Source organism: Pseudomonas sp. St386 (assembly GCF_018325865.1).
In the GTDB taxonomy this organism is placed as follows: Bacteria; Pseudomonadota; Gammaproteobacteria; order Pseudomonadales; family Pseudomonadaceae; genus Aquipseudomonas; species Aquipseudomonas brassicacearum.
Genome location: NZ_AP021900.1, coordinates 3,405,025 through 3,418,860 on the forward strand (window position 1 = coordinate 3,405,025; position 13,836 = coordinate 3,418,860).

Here is a 13,836-nt window from a genome sequence, read left to right on the forward strand (position 1 = left end):
AGGGATATTGGGCCGGCTCCGAATAGCCGGGGCACACTATAAAAACAATCGCCGCAATCCACTGGATATCGGCAGGAGACACGCAATGACAACCCGTCTGGTTAAACACCTCGCCTGGTTTGCCGTGGCTGTTCTGGGAGCCTGTGCGTTGAGTGTCGTGGCCTTGCGCCGCGGCGAACCCATCAACGCCCTCTGGATCGTCGTCGCAGCCGTGGCCATCTATCTGGTCGCCTACCGCTACTACAGCCTCTTCATCGCCAACAACGTGATGCAACTCGATGCGCGCCGGGCTACTCCCGCCGTGCTCAACAACGATGGCCTGGACTACGTCCCGACCAACAAACACATTCTTTTCGGCCACCACTTCGCGGCCATTGCCGGTGCGGGGCCGCTGGTCGGGCCGGTGCTGGCGGCGCAGATGGGCTACCTGCCCGGTACGCTCTGGCTGATCGCCGGCGTGGTGTTGGCCGGTGCGGTGCAGGACTTCATGGTCCTGTTCCTGTCCACCCGCCGCAACGGGCGTTCCCTGGGTGACATGGTCCGTGAAGAAATGGGCCGCATCCCCGGCACCATCGCGCTGTTCGGCTGCTTCCTGATCATGATCATCATCCTCGCGGTGCTGGCGCTGATCGTGGTCAAGGCCCTGGCCGAGAGCCCGTGGGGCATCTTCACGGTGATGGCGACCATCCCGATCGCGATGTTCATGGGCATCTACATGCGCTACATCCGCCCGGGCCGCATCGGTGAAATCTCGCTCATCGGCGTGCTGTTGCTGCTGGGCTCGATCTGGCTGGGCGGGCAGATCGCTGCCGATCCGGTCTGGGCCAAGGCCTTTTCCTTCACCGGGATCCAGATTACCTGGATGCTGATCGGCTACGGTTTTGTCGCGGCGGTGCTGCCGGTGTGGCTGATCCTGGCGCCGCGGGACTACCTGTCGACCTTCCTCAAGATCGGCACCATCGTTGCCCTGGCGATCGGCATCCTGGTCACCATGCCCGAGCTGAAAATGCCGGCGCTGACCCAGTTCACCGACGGCACCGGGCCGGTATGGAAGGGCGGCCTGTTCCCGTTCCTGTTCATCACCATCGCCTGCGGCGCGGTCTCGGGCTTCCACGCGCTGATCTCCTCGGGCACCACGCCCAAGCTCTTGGATAACGAAACCAACGCCCGCTACATCGGTTACGGCGGCATGCTGATGGAGTCCTTCGTGGCGATCATGGCCATGGTCGCGGCTTCGGTCATCGAGCCGGGCGTGTACTTCGCCATGAACAGCCCGGCGGCGATCGTCGGCGGTGACGTGGTGGCCGTGGCCCAGACCGTCAGCAGCTGGGGTTTTGCAATCACCCCCGAGGCGCTGCAAGCGGTGGCCAAGGACATCGGCGAGACCACTGTGCTGGCCCGTGCCGGCGGTGCGCCGACCCTGGCGGTCGGGATCGCGCAGATCCTGCACTCGGTGCTGCCGGGTGAGAACACCATGGCGTTCTGGTACCACTTCGCGATCCTGTTCGAAGCGCTGTTCATCCTCACCGCGGTGGACGCCGGCACCCGTGCCGGGCGGTTCATGCTGCAGGACTTGCTGGGTTCGTTCGTGCCTTCGCTCAAGCGCACCGAATCCTGGCCGGCCAACCTGATCGCCACCGCCGGTTGCGTAGCGATGTGGGGTTACCTGCTGTACCAGGGCGTGATCGATCCGCTGGGCGGCATCAACACCTTGTGGCCGCTGTTCGGCATCTCCAATCAGATGCTGGCCGGTATCGCCCTGATGCTCGCCACCGTGGTCCTGATCAAGATGAAGCGCCAGCGCTACGTCTGGGTGACCATGCTGCCGGCGGTCTGGCTGCTGATCTGCACCACCACCGCGGGCCTGATCAAGCTGTTCGACGCCAACCCGGCGATCGGCTTTTTGGCCCTGGCGCGCAAATACAACGATGCCCTGGCCGCCGGCCAGGTCCTGGCCCCGGCCAAGAGCATCGAGCAGATGCAGCACGTGGTGTTCAACGCCTACACCAACGCGACGCTGACGGCCTTGTTCCTGTTCGTGGTCTTCAGCATCCTGTTCTACGCGCTCAAGGTCGGTATCGCCGCCTGGGGCACCAAGGAACGCACGGACAAGGAAGCGCCATTCCAGGCCTTGCCGGACGCTTGATAGGGGATTGCAACGATGTTCAATGACTTGAGTCGCCTGGGTAAATACCTCGGTCAGGCCGCCCGCCTGATGGTCGGAATGCCCGACTACGACAACTACGTCGAGCACATGCAAACCAAGCACCCGGACAAACCGTTGATGGACTACGAGGCGTTCTTTCGCGAACGCCAGGAGGCCCGTTACGGTGGCAAGGGTGGGCCCAAGTGCTGTTGAGTTGAGGTAGCCTCGAACCCCATGTGGGAGCGGGCTTGCTCGCGAAGGCGGTGGATCAGCAGCATTGATGTTGACTGACCCACCGCCTTCGCGAGCAGGCTCGCTCCCACAGTTGTTTTTGGGGTGGTCTCAAGATGTGCATACACCACAGATCCCCTTTGGGAGGATCTCAGGAGTCGTGCGAGCGCTTCATCACTCCGCCAACAACACCGCCGCATCGAAGCCCACCCGCAAGTTGCCCCAATGACGGCCGCCGAAGAAGAACGGTACGTCGATCTCGGTCATGATTTCCCCGGTATCGCGCAGGTAGGTCTGCAGCAGGAAACGCTGGACGTTGCCCGCCGCGCGCAGGCCGATCGGGTCGTTGAAGATTCGCTTGTTGCGGCACACCGGCAAATCCACCACCCGGTCGCCGGTTGGCGGCTTGGAGACCCAGCTGTTGTTCACCGGGCAGTAGCCCTTGCTGTCGACAATGAACGAAACCTTGCCACCCGGCGTGCTGCGGGTGAGTTTGTCGCATTCTTCCTGGCAAACCTGGGCAAAGCGTTCGGTGTAGCTGGCCATGTACTGCTTGGGGTCGGTGCCGGGAATCGGTTGGTAATTCTGATCGAACAGATTCAGGCCTTCACCTTGCAGCGCCTCCAGGCGAACCTGGAGCGTGTCGCGGCACTGACTGGCCCGGGTGATGGCGGCATCCAGCTTGCCGTGGCCGAGCACGAAGCGACCCAACAGCGCCTGGACCTTTTCGGCCACGCCGGACAGGTCGCGGGTGGCCGTCGCCGAATGCTGCATGCGCTGGTCGATCAACTGACTGTCGGCGTGAATCTGGGTGACCCGGTCGTTGATCCCCGTGTTGCTGTCGGCGAACTGCTGGATATGGGTCGCGATGTCCGCCAGCTTGCCGTTGGTGGATTCGAAATCACCGATCATGCTTTCAAAATGACCGGAGGCGCGTTCCACCACTTTCTGGGTTTCCCGGGCGCTGTGGCTGATCTGGGTGGTCTGTTCGTGGGTGGAGCTGACTTCATCGAGCATGGCGTCGATGTTGCGTGAGATGTCATCGGTGGCCCGGCTGACGTTTTGTGCCAGGGTCCGCACTTCATCGGCGACCACCGCGAAGCCACGGCCGCTTTCGCCGGCCCGGGCGGCTTCGATGGCGGCATTGAGGGCCAGCAGGTTGGTCTGGGCAGAAATCTGTTGGATCAACCCGACAATCGACTTGATGCTTGAGGAACGCTGGTTCAAGGCGCTCACCAGCGTGGCAAATTCACCGAGGCTGTTGGAGATTTCGCTGATGTTGCCGGTCACTTCCAGCAGCTCGGCGTAGGAGTCGCGGGCCATGCTCAGGTTCTGGGCGGTGGTGCTGGAGATGCCCTGGGTCTGGCGCGAGACTTCTTCGATGCGGCCCACGGCGGTGTTGCTCTGGTCCATCACCTCCTTGGCGAAGCGGGCCTGGTGGGTGGCACTGTCGCTGGAATCGCTGATGTTCTTCAACGAGCGGGCCGATTCGACGGCGATGTGCACGGTCAGTGCCTGGACGTTGCTGATGATCTCCCGCTGCTTGGCCAGGAAACGGTTGCAAGTGCCGGCCAGCACGCGGATCTCGTCGTGAGTCACCAGCGGCAGGTCCTTGGACAGGTCACCTTCGCCGTTGGCGATCTCTTCCAGGGCCTTGGTCATGGCGGTGACGGGGCGCACGATGAGATGGCGGAAATACCAGACCATGAAGCTGATCATGCCCAGCGTCAGGAACGCACCGAAGAGCAGGGCATGGGTGAGGCTGTCGAGCCGGCCTTCGATCTGCCCCAGCAAGGCGCCGTCCAACTGTGCGTCGCGCAACTGCAGCACGATCTCGGCGCGAGCGCTGAGGGCCACCCAGTACAGCAAGCCACTGACCAGCACCAACAGGAAAAGGCTCGACAGTTTTTTTGTGAGGGTATCGAAAAACTGCATCTCGATAGACTCGTACAAGGCCTTTAACGTCTGCATGCCGCTGCTCCTGGGCAAAAAAATCTCTCAATGGAATACATTCGACCGCGCACGCCAAAGCTTTAGGGCGGTGGGGCGATTTGATATCACCGTTCGCGAAATCCGTGGGCGCGAGCTTGCTCGCGATGGCGGTGGGTCTGTTGCATTGATGTTGGATGTACCGCCGCTATCGCGAGCAAGCTCGCTCCCACGGGGGTTTGGGGACGATCAGCATTTGATACAAAAGATTTACTGGGAATGATTCTCAAAGTATATTTGCTCTCATTAACGTTCCTTCTATGAGTGCGCGTCTTGAAACGTTCCACCCCCCTCGCTAATCGCAACGTCTTTATCAAGTGTGTGTTGCCAACGCTGTCCTGCTGCTTCATTGCCAGCCCGTTGTGGGCGCAGGACGCTCTCGAACTGCCGGCCACGGCCATCCAGGGCAGTCGCGTCACTCAGGAAGAGGGCTATACAACGTCGCAAGCCAGCACGGCGAGCAAGAGCGATGTACCGATCAAGGAAGAAGCGCAATCGATCAACGTGGTGACCCAGCAGACCCTGGCCGACTATCAGGTGCGCTCGCTGAGCGACGCGATGAAGTTCGTCAGCGGCGTCAGCCAGGGCAACACCTTGGGCGGTTCGCGAGACTCGCTGGTCAAGCGCGGGTTTGGCACCAACGACGATGGCTCGATCCTGCGCGACGGCGTGCGCTCGAACCTGGGGCACAACTTCAGCGCTACCACCGAACGGGTCGAAGTGCTCAAGGGCCCAGCCTCGATGCTGTATGGCGCGCTTGAGCCAGGCGGCCTGGTCAACGTCATCAGCAAGAAACCGGAGTACACCCAAAGCACCACGTTGAGCGGCTCGGCCTATAGCGAAGGCGGCGGCACCATGGCCCTGGATACCACTGGGCCGCTGGGCGACACCGGCCTGGCTTATCGCCTGATCGCCGAGCGCGGCCACGAGGACTACTGGCGCAACTACGGGGTCAACGAGAGCACCCTGGTGGCGCCGTCCCTGGCTTGGACGGGGGAGCGGGCTTCGTTGAATCTCAGCTATGAGTACAACGAATATTCCAATCCGTTTGATCGTGGGACGGTGTTCACCAATGGGCATCCGGCCGATATCGATTACGACAAGCGTCTGGATGAGCCGTGGGCCAAGAGCGTGGGGATTCGCGAAACGGCGACGGCGCGGTTTGAGTATGAGTTGAGCGAGGATTGGAAAACTCGCGTGACCTATGGCTGGAACAATGATCGGTATAGCCTTTCGATTGCGCAGCCAAGTCTGTCGAAAACCGGCGTTTTTCAGCGAGCCGCCAACGGCGCTCATTACGATGACGAAACCCGTTACGCCAGCTGGGACTTCATCGGTAAACAGGAGCTGTTCGGCCAGCGCCATGACGTGTTGATCGGTGCTGATAATCAGGTGTCGGACCAATACCGTGGCAAGACCTACCGTGGGGCAGTGCGGGGGGGCTTCGATATCTCTGCGCCGGTGTACGGCGGCCTGGGAGAGCCCAGCGTCATCAGCCCGACCCAAAGCAATCTGAGCAATCAGCTGACTTCCAGCTCGGTCTACCTTAAGGACAACTGGCACCTGAATGATCGTTGGATCCTGGTCTTCGGTGGTCGCTACCAGCATTACGATCAGTTCGCCAAGCAAGGGTTGGTCACCAGGGTGCCGGTCCGCGACGACAACGGCGATGCCTTCGTCCCGTTCCTGGGCCTGGTCTATAAAGCCACCGGGGAGCTGTCGCTGTATGGCAACTACAGTCGTTCGTTCAAGCCTAACGACACCGTGGACGACAACCTCAGTACCTTCAAGCCGGAGGAGGGTCGTAGCTACGAAATTGGCGCCAAGTACGATCCGCTGCCGGGCCTGAACATCAACCTTGCGCTGTTCGATATCGAGAAGAAAAACGTCGTGACGTCCTCTACGGTCAACGGCGTAACGCTGGCAGAAGCCGCGGGCAAGGTCGGCTCCCAAGGCCTCGAACTCGACATCACCGGTCGTCTGGCGGAACGTTGGGATTTGATCGGGACTTATGCTTATACCCACACTGAAATCCTCGATGACCCGAAAAACGAAGGTCACCGCCTGTCCGATGCGCCCAAGCACACCGCCAGCCTGTACTTGTCGCACCACTTGAACGTCCCGGCCGAATTCGGTGCCTGGCACGCCGGTGCCGGTGCGCGTTACGTCGGCGAGCGTGCGGCTAACGCGGCCAACGATTTCTGGCTGAGCAGCTACACCGTCGCCGACGCCTTCCTGCGCTGGGAGTCGCCGGTACTGGGGCACAAGACGTCGCTGCAACTGAACGTCGACAACCTGTTCGACAAGCAGTATTACCCGTCGTCCACCGGCAGCCAACTGCAAGTCAATGTCGGTGAGCCGCGTACTGCCAAGCTGAGCGCCAGCGTGACGTTCTGATTCGGCTGCGCTGAAACACAAAATGCCCGGGACCTGCGTTCCGGGCATTTTTGTATGGCAGTCAGAGGCTAAGCCGCCGTGCTGCCAACGGGAGCCTGCGTGGTACCGTATTTAACGCCCGCCCTGAGCGCATGACGAAGCTTCAGCGCCGGTCGCTCGACCGCATAGTACGAAACACCACTCATCGCGAACGACAGCACCAGCACCGCCGTGATGATCAGGATGCTGTACTCCACCGGCCAGAATGCCCGCAACACGTACATCACCACAAAATGGTTGAGGAACACGCCGTAGCTGATATTTCCCAGGAACTCATCGAGCCGGTGATGCTTCAACCTGCTGAGCAGAAAAACCGCTGGCAGGCCCAGGGCAATGCCCAGGGTCACCTCGGCGTTGAACGGCCGACGCGGAATGATCCCCACAACAATGGCGAGAAACATCAATGCTGCAACGAATCCGGTAACGAACGCGATCCACAGCCCCTTGGCCTGGGCCCGATACAGGTAGCTGCCGCAGAGGAAAATGAACAGCACGCCCGGCAGCAGGCGGTAGCCGTAGATGTCGGTGTCGAGGTAGCCCAGCGAGGCGACCATGAACACCGTCACGGACAGCGCAAAGGCTATACCCCGCGTCCTGTAGAGAATCAGGAACGGGATCAGCAGGTAAAAGCACATTTCCAGGCCGAGGGACCAAGCGGGTGGCAGGATCTCGGGCACGGTGATGCCAAACATGTAGAAACCCAACGGCACGATCGGCAGGCTGGTGGCGATGTTTTCGAGGGTCAGGGCGGCTGCCTGGGGCGTTCCCGGCAGAAGGAAATGTATCACCGCGCAGGACAGGACGAAGTACACCAGAAACTGTGGGTACAGCCTGAGCAATCGATCCATGTAGAACAGGCCGATCTGGCCCGGGGTGTTGTAGGTCCTTTCGATCAGCGAGGTCATCACGAAGCCGCTGATGATCAGAAAGGACACCACGGCAACGACGCCGGGGTTAAAACCCATGAACGTCATGCCCATATGAGAAACCGCTACCAGCATGGCCAGCAGCAACCGATAAACTCCCACGCGCATCATCCTTAAACAAATTGCGCGGTAAATTATGTGGCTTTGCGAGCCGTTGATAGCAGTTTGCGGGGCGGCGGCGGGGTAGTGGGGGGAATTGTCACATTTGACACATTTGTTTCAGTTGGATGGCCATCGCGAGCAAGCTTGCTCCCACTGGGCCGTCGGTGCACACAAATATTGCGTACGTCGTGGAACCTATGTGGGAGCGAGCCTGCTCGCGATAGCGATGTCACTGATCACCGAAACGCTGGCACCACCTGCTGGATAAACAGCTCCAGGGATTTTTTCTTCTCGGCATGGGGCAGGCTGTTGTCGCACCAGAAGCTGAACTCATCCACCCCCAGTTCCTGGTAGTACTTGATCCGCTCGATGATTTCCTGCGGGGTGCCGATCATGGTGTTCTTGCGGATGTTCTCCAGTTGGAACTCCGGGCGCTCGGCGAATTTTTCTTCCGGGCTTGGCGCGAGAAAACCGTTGACCGGCACTTGTTTGTTGCCGAACCAGGCATCGAAGGTGCGATAGAACTTCGAGATCGCCTGGGCGCCGACCTTCCAGCCTTCGGGATCATCCACCGCATGCACGTGGGTGTGGCGCAGCACCATCAATTGCGGGCGCGGCACGTCGGGGTTGTTGTCCAGGGCGGCCTGGAACTTGTTCTTCAGGTCCAGGACTTCCTCATCGCCCTTCATCAACGGCGTGACCATCACGTTGCAGCCGTTGGCGACGGCGAAGTTGTGGGAGTCCGGGTCGCGGGCGGCGATCCACATCGGCGGATGAGGTTTGCGGATTGGCTTGGGTACGCTGGTGGAGGCTGGGAATTTCCAGATCTCGCCGTCATGGGCGTAATCGCCTTGCCACAGGGCGCGCACCACCGGGACCATCTCCCGCAGGGCCTGACCGCCAGAGGAAGCCGGCATGCCGCCGGCCATGCGGTCGAACTCCACCTGATAGGCGCCCCGGGCCAGGCCGACTTCCATGCGGCCATTGCTGATCACGTCCAGCAGTGCGCATTCGCCGGCCACCCGCAGCGGGTGCCAGAACGGCGCGATGATGGTGCCAGCGCCCAGGTGGATGGTGGTGGTCTTGCCGGCCAGGTACGCCAGCAGCGGCATCGGGCTTGGCGAAATGGTGTATTCCATGGCGTGGTGTTCGCCGATCCACACGGTGCTGAAACCGCCGGCCTCGGCCAACAGGGTCAGCTCGCTCAGGTCTTCGAACAACTGGCGATGGCTGATGCTTTCGTCCCAGCGCTCCATGTGTACGAACAGGGAAAATTTCATGGCGCTATCTCTTGTAGTTGACGATCGGTTCAGGCGAGGACGGGCAGGGCGCCCATCTTGCCGTGGCAATAAACCAGCGGCCCCGGTGTGTGCTGCGGGACGATCAGGTTCTTTACGGCGCCGACCATGATGGCGTGGTCGCCGCCTTCGTATTCGCGCCACAGTTCGCATTCGATGATGGCGGTGGCATTGCTCAGCAGCGGGTTACCCAACTCGCTCAAGGTCCATTCGATGCCCTGGGCCTTGTCCTTGCCTTTGCGGGCGAAGGCATAGGCTTCATTCTGCTGGCCGCCGGAGAGCAGGTGGATGGCGAAGCGCTTGTTCTTGATCAGCACCGGATAGGAGTCGGAGCTGTAGTTGGGGCAGAACAGCACCAGCGCTGGCTCCATCGACAATGAGCTGAACGCGCTGGCGGTGAGGCCGACGATCTGGCCGTCGTCATCGAGGGTGGTGATCACGGTCACGCCGGACGGGAACGAGCCCATGACTTGTTTGTAGACGCTGGCATCGATCATTGGACGATCCTCGGGCTTTATCGGTTGTGGGCGCGCAGTGTTCATCAGTGGGCACCTGCGGCCTTGTTCAGGTCGCTCTCGGCCCATTGGGTGTAGACGCAAGCATCGGCGGTGGCCCAGCGCACACGCACCGGGTCGCCGGCCTTGAGTGGCATGCCGGCGGCGGACAGCGCCTTGACCGTCATGGCCGTGCCGCCGGACGTCACCACGCTGCAGGTCTGGCTTTCACCCAGGAACAGCACTTCGACGACCTTGGCCGAAACCTCATTCCAACCGGCTGCCAAGGGTTCCTGGGCGGCCTGTTCGACGCTCAAGGCGAGGGCTTTTTCCGGGCGCACCATCAGCAGCACGTCCTGGTCCGTTTGCAGGCCGGCGGTCAGGCGGATCGACAGCGACTGGCCTTCGAAGGTCGCCACTGCGTTGCCCTGGGCCTTGAGCTTGAGGAAGTTGGAGTTGCCCAGGAACGAGGCCACGAAGGCGTTCGGCGGGTTCTGGTAGAGGTCATAGCCGCTGCCCAGGCCGACGATCTTGCCGTGGCTGAAAATCGCGATGCGCTGGGACAGACGCATGGCTTCTTCCTGGTCATGGGTGACGTAGACGATGGTGATGCCCAGGCGTCGATGCAATTGGCGCAGTTCATCCTGCAAGTCTTCCCGGAGCTTTTTGTCCAGCGCGCCGAGGGGTTCGTCCATCAGCAGGATGCGTGGTTCGTAGACCAGTGCCCGGGCAATCGCCACGCGCTGCTGCTGGCCGCCCGACAGTTGCGAAGGGCGGCGATGGGCGAACTCTCCCAGTTGCACCAGTTTGAGCATGGCGTCGACCCGACGTTCGCGCTCGGCGCTGGCCAGTTTGCGAATCGCCAGCGGAAAGGCAATGTTGTCGCGCACCGACAGATGGGGGAACAACGAGTAACGCTGGAACACCATGCCGATGTCGCGTTTGTGCGGCGGTACGTTGACCAGGGATTTTCCGCCTACCAGGATCTCGCCGCTGCTGGGGGTTTCAAAGCCGGCCAGCATCGACAGCGTGGTGCTCTTGCCCGAGCCGCTGGAGCCGAGGAAGGTCAGGAATTCGCCGTCCTGGATCTCCAGGGAAATATCGTCCACGGCGGCAAAGTCGCCGTAGTGCTTGTTCAGGTTGCGCAGGCTGACCAGGGTCTTGTTGTTCTGTTGTGCGGGGTCTTTGACGGCACTCATCGTGTTCTCCTAGGCGCTCAGGCGCTGATTTCATTGCGCCGGCGCAGGGCGGCGGCGATCACCATCACCAGGACCGAGAGGCCGATCAGCAGCGTCGAAGCGACGGCGATCACAGGCGTCAGGTCCTGGCGCAGGGTGGTCCACATCTTGACGGGCAAGGTTTGCAGGGTCGGGCTGGCCATCATCACGCTCAGCACCACCTCATCCCACGACACCAGGAACGCGAACAGGGCGCCGGCGACCATGCCTGGGCGAATGGCCGGGAAGGTCACCTTGAACACCGCTTGCAGGCGTGAGGCGCCGCAGATGACCGCTGCGTCCTCGATGGACTGGTCGAACAGCTTGAGCGAGTTGATGATCGAGATGATGGTGAACGGCAGTGCGACGATGACGTGGCTGACCACGAACGCGAACATCGTCCCGGTGTAGCCCAGCTTGAGGAACAGCGCATACACCGCCACGGCGATGATCACCAACGGCACGATCATCGGCAGGGTGAACAGGCCGTAGAGCATTTCCCGGCCCGGGAAGCGTCCACGTACCAGGGCAAACGCCGTTGGCAGGCCCAGCGCCACGGCGCAGACGGTGGTCAGCACCGCGACCTTGAGGCTGGTCAGTGCCGCGTTCATCCAGTCGGGGTTGGAAAAGAACTGGCCGTACCATTTGAGCGTCCAGCCCGGTGGCGGGAAGACCAGCCATTGGGACGAACCGAACGACAGCAGTACGATGAACACGATCGGCAGCAGCAGGAACAGCGCGATCAGGCCGGTGGTGAAATACAGGCCGAACCGCATGCGCCGGCTCATGGCATTGGGAGTCAGGAGCATGACGGCTTACCTCGCGTTGCTGGCACCCACCGGGGATTCCGGCTGGAGCTTCAGGTAGAAGTAGAACAACACCAGGGTGATCGCCACCAACAAGGCTGCACCGGCGCTGGCCAGGCCCCAATTGAGGAACGACTGCACCTGCTGGATGATGAATTCAGGCAGCATCATGTTCTGCGCGCCGCCCAGCAGTGCCGGGGTCACGTAGTAACCGAGGGACATCACGAACACCATCAGCCCACCGGAGAACAGCCCCGGCCGGCACAGCGGCAGGAATACCCGGAAGAAGTTGGTCCAGGGGCTGGCGCCGCAAATCGAACCGGCCTGCAGGATCATCGGGTCGATGGCCTGCATGGTCGCCTGCAACGGCAGGACGATGAACGGGATCATGATGTAGCTCATGCCGATCACCACGCCGGTGAGGTTGTGCACCATCTCCAGCGGCTGGTCGATGATGCCCAGCGCCATCAACGCCTTGTTCACCACCCCGGAGGCTTGCAGCAGCACCAGCCAGGAGTAGGTGCGGGCCAGCAGGCTGGTCCACATCGACAGCAGCACGATGTTCAGCATCCAGCGCCCCCAGCCACGGGGCACCAGGGTGATGGCCCAGGCCAGGGGGAAACCCAGCAGCAGGCTGAACAACGTCACCAGCCCGGCCACCGAAAAGGTGTTGAACAACACCCGGGCGTAGGCTGAGTTGGCGAACAGTTGCTCGTAGTTGCCCAACCCAGGCACCGGCTCCAACACGCCGCGCAGCAGCAGGCCGATCAGCGGCGCCAGGAAGAACAGGCCGAGGAACAGCAAGGCGGGGAGCAGGTTGCCGGCCCCGCGCCAGCGCTGCATCAGCGACGGCGCTTGTGGCGCAACGGCCTTGGTGGTTACCACACCGGCAGCGCCAGCGGCGCCTCCGGTGTGTCGGGTTGCCGTTGCCGACATTTTTATTTGACCAGCCATTCGTTCCACCGTGTCGCGATGTCCTGACCGTTCTTGGCCCAGTACGCGAAATCAAGCGTGATCTGATCCTTGGCGTAGGCGGTCGGCAGGTTGGGGGCGAGCACCGAATCCAGGCGTGCGACGCTGTCGACGTTGACCGGGGCATAGGCGGTCAGGTTGGAAAAGTCGGCCTGGCCTTTGGCGCTGCTGGCGTTGGCCAGGAATTTCATGGCTGCGGCCTTGTTTTTCGAACCCTTTGGAATGACCAGGATGTCGGCCATGACCAGGTTCTGCTTCCAGCTTACGCCGACGGGTGCGCCGTCCTGTTGCAAGGCATAGATGCGACCGTTCCAGAACTGCCCGATGCTGGCCTCGCCGGAAGCGAGCAACTGCTGGGACTGGGCGCCGCCGCCCCACCAGACGATGTCTTTCTTGATGGTGTCGAGTTTCTTGAAAGCGCGGTCCAGGTCCAGCGGATAGAGCTTGTCTGCCGCGACGCCGTCAGCCAACAGGGCCAGCTCAAGCACACCGGGGCTAGGCCATTTGTACAGGGCGCGTTTGCCGGGGTAGGTCTTGGTATCGAACAGTGCGGTCCAGTCCTGGGGCTTGCCGGAACCGAGCTTGCCTTCGTTGTAGCCGAGGACGAACGAGAAGTAGAACGAGCCGACGCCGTGGTCGGAGACGAAGCGCGGGTCGATCTTGTCGCGCTGGATGACCGAAAAGTCCAGGGGTTCGAGCAGGCCTTCGGCGGCGGCGCGCAGGGCGAAGTCTGCTTCGACGTCGACCACGTCCCACTGCACGTTGCCGCTTTCGACCATGGCCTTGAGCTTGCCATAGTCGGTGGGGCCATCCTGGACCACGGTGATGCCGCTGGCCTTGCTGAACGGGTCGGCCCAGGCCTGCTTCTGCGCGTCCTGGGTGCTGCCGCCCCAACTGACGAAGTTGACGCTTTCAGCGGCCATCGTCGCCTGGCTGGTGACACTCAGCAGGCCGGCAAAAAGAATTGCGGCTGCACTTTTCTTCAACACCATTTTCACGCCCTCATTGTTGTGTTTTTGAGCGGGCTTTTGTCGCCCGCCTATCGGGAGCAGTAGGTCCATCTGGCCTTAAAGGCGACCGTGCCAAGGGCTCTTGTTTGTACTTTCCCTCTCGGGGGCACTTGGCTGAAGTGTTCGGTCTATGGAATATCATATTATGGTATTCCAAACTTTCTGCAAGCATTTTGCCGTACCGGCTATCTGTCCGGGGGCAGATTTTT

General features: G+C 61.4%; 11 protein-coding genes. 3 read left to right on the top strand and 8 right to left on the bottom strand.

What is annotated here, in order from left to right; genetic code table 11:
* The first annotated feature begins 85 nt into the window (after nt 1–85).
* Together KI235_RS14925 and KI235_RS14930 are read left to right on the top strand one after the other, a co-directional pair.
* Nucleotides 86–2,146, top strand: a complete 2,061-nt coding sequence (locus KI235_RS14925) for a carbon starvation CstA family protein (RefSeq protein WP_003201654.1) — start codon at nt 86–88, stop codon at nt 2,144–2,146.
* Nucleotides 2,147–2,161: 15 nt separating this feature from the next.
* The gene (locus KI235_RS14930; protein WP_003201656.1) at nt 2,162–2,359 is read left to right on the top strand and encodes a YbdD/YjiX family protein; all 198 of its coding nucleotides are present in this window, start codon (nt 2,162–2,164) and stop codon (nt 2,357–2,359) included.
* 192 nt (nt 2,360–2,551) lie between these two features.
* Here KI235_RS14930 and KI235_RS14935 read toward each other — a convergent pair whose 3' ends face one another.
* Nucleotides 2,552–4,348 carry a methyl-accepting chemotaxis protein gene (locus KI235_RS14935; RefSeq protein ID WP_003201658.1) on the bottom strand — a complete coding sequence of 599 codons (1,797 nt, stop codon included), beginning with the start codon at nt 4,346–4,348 and terminating at the stop codon, nt 2,552–2,554.
* A 291-nt stretch (nt 4,349–4,639) separates the two neighbouring features.
* Between KI235_RS14935 and KI235_RS14940 the strand changes: the two genes are divergently transcribed.
* Nucleotides 4,640–6,763, top strand: coding sequence for a TonB-dependent siderophore receptor (locus KI235_RS14940; RefSeq protein WP_013693312.1), 2,124 nt, complete (start codon nt 4,640–4,642; stop codon nt 6,761–6,763).
* 68 nt (nt 6,764–6,831) lie between these two features.
* Here the strand turns inward: KI235_RS14940 and KI235_RS14945 are convergent, their stop codons facing one another.
* From KI235_RS14945 to KI235_RS14975, 7 genes are all read right to left on the bottom strand, one after another.
* Nucleotides 6,832–7,830: an acyltransferase gene (locus KI235_RS14945; RefSeq protein ID WP_043042986.1), complete on the bottom strand. Its 999-nt coding sequence runs from the start codon at nt 7,828–7,830 to the stop codon at nt 6,832–6,834.
* A gap of 236 nt (nt 7,831–8,066) precedes the next feature.
* The gene (locus tag KI235_RS14950) at nt 8,067–9,110 is read right to left on the bottom strand and encodes an LLM class flavin-dependent oxidoreductase (RefSeq protein WP_003201664.1); all 1,044 of its coding nucleotides are present in this window, start codon (nt 9,108–9,110) and stop codon (nt 8,067–8,069) included.
* Nucleotides 9,111–9,139: 29 nt separating this feature from the next.
* Nucleotides 9,140–9,625: a flavin reductase family protein gene (locus KI235_RS14955; RefSeq protein WP_013693314.1), complete on the bottom strand. Its 486-nt coding sequence runs from the start codon at nt 9,623–9,625 to the stop codon at nt 9,140–9,142.
* Between the two features lie 44 nt (nt 9,626–9,669).
* Nucleotides 9,670–10,821 carry an ABC transporter ATP-binding protein gene (locus KI235_RS14960; RefSeq protein WP_003201667.1) on the bottom strand — a complete coding sequence of 384 codons (1,152 nt, stop codon included), beginning with the start codon at nt 10,819–10,821 and terminating at the stop codon, nt 9,670–9,672.
* Nucleotides 10,822–10,838: 17 nt separating this feature from the next.
* The gene (locus KI235_RS14965) at nt 10,839–11,648 is read right to left on the bottom strand and encodes an ABC transporter permease (RefSeq protein WP_003201669.1); all 810 of its coding nucleotides are present in this window, start codon (nt 11,646–11,648) and stop codon (nt 10,839–10,841) included.
* A gap of 6 nt (nt 11,649–11,654) precedes the next feature.
* The gene (locus KI235_RS14970; protein ID WP_013693316.1) at nt 11,655–12,599 is read right to left on the bottom strand and encodes an ABC transporter permease; all 945 of its coding nucleotides are present in this window, start codon (nt 12,597–12,599) and stop codon (nt 11,655–11,657) included.
* Nucleotides 12,584–13,609, bottom strand: coding sequence for an ABC transporter substrate-binding protein (locus KI235_RS14975; RefSeq protein WP_013693317.1), 1,026 nt, complete (start codon nt 13,607–13,609; stop codon nt 12,584–12,586). Before KI235_RS14975 ends, KI235_RS14970 begins: the two co-directional genes overlap by 16 nt.
* Nucleotides 13,610–13,836: the final 227 nt, after the last annotated feature.

Coding starts and splice junctions, on each gene's coding strand:
- KI235_RS14925 (WP_003201654.1), top strand. CDS start 86: ATGACAACCCGTCTGGTTAAACACCTCGCCTGGTTTGCCGTGGCTGTT.
- KI235_RS14930 (WP_003201656.1), top strand. CDS start 2,162: ATGTTCAATGACTTGAGTCGCCTGGGTAAATACCTCGGTCAGGCCGCC.
- KI235_RS14935 (WP_003201658.1), bottom strand. CDS start 4,348: ATGCAGACGTTAAAGGCCTTGTACGAGTCTATCGAGATGCAGTTTTTC.
- KI235_RS14950 (WP_003201664.1), bottom strand. CDS start 9,110: ATGAAATTTTCCCTGTTCGTACACATGGAGCGCTGGGACGAAAGCATC.
- KI235_RS14955 (WP_013693314.1), bottom strand. CDS start 9,625: ATGATCGATGCCAGCGTCTACAAACAAGTCATGGGCTCGTTCCCGTCC.
- KI235_RS14960 (WP_003201667.1), bottom strand. CDS start 10,821: ATGAGTGCCGTCAAAGACCCCGCACAACAGAACAACAAGACCCTGGTC.
- KI235_RS14965 (WP_003201669.1), bottom strand. CDS start 11,648: ATGCTCCTGACTCCCAATGCCATGAGCCGGCGCATGCGGTTCGGCCTG.
- KI235_RS14970 (WP_013693316.1), bottom strand. CDS start 12,599: ATGGCTGGTCAAATAAAAATGTCGGCAACGGCAACCCGACACACCGGA.
- KI235_RS14975 (WP_013693317.1), bottom strand. CDS start 13,609: ATGGTGTTGAAGAAAAGTGCAGCCGCAATTCTTTTTGCCGGCCTGCTG.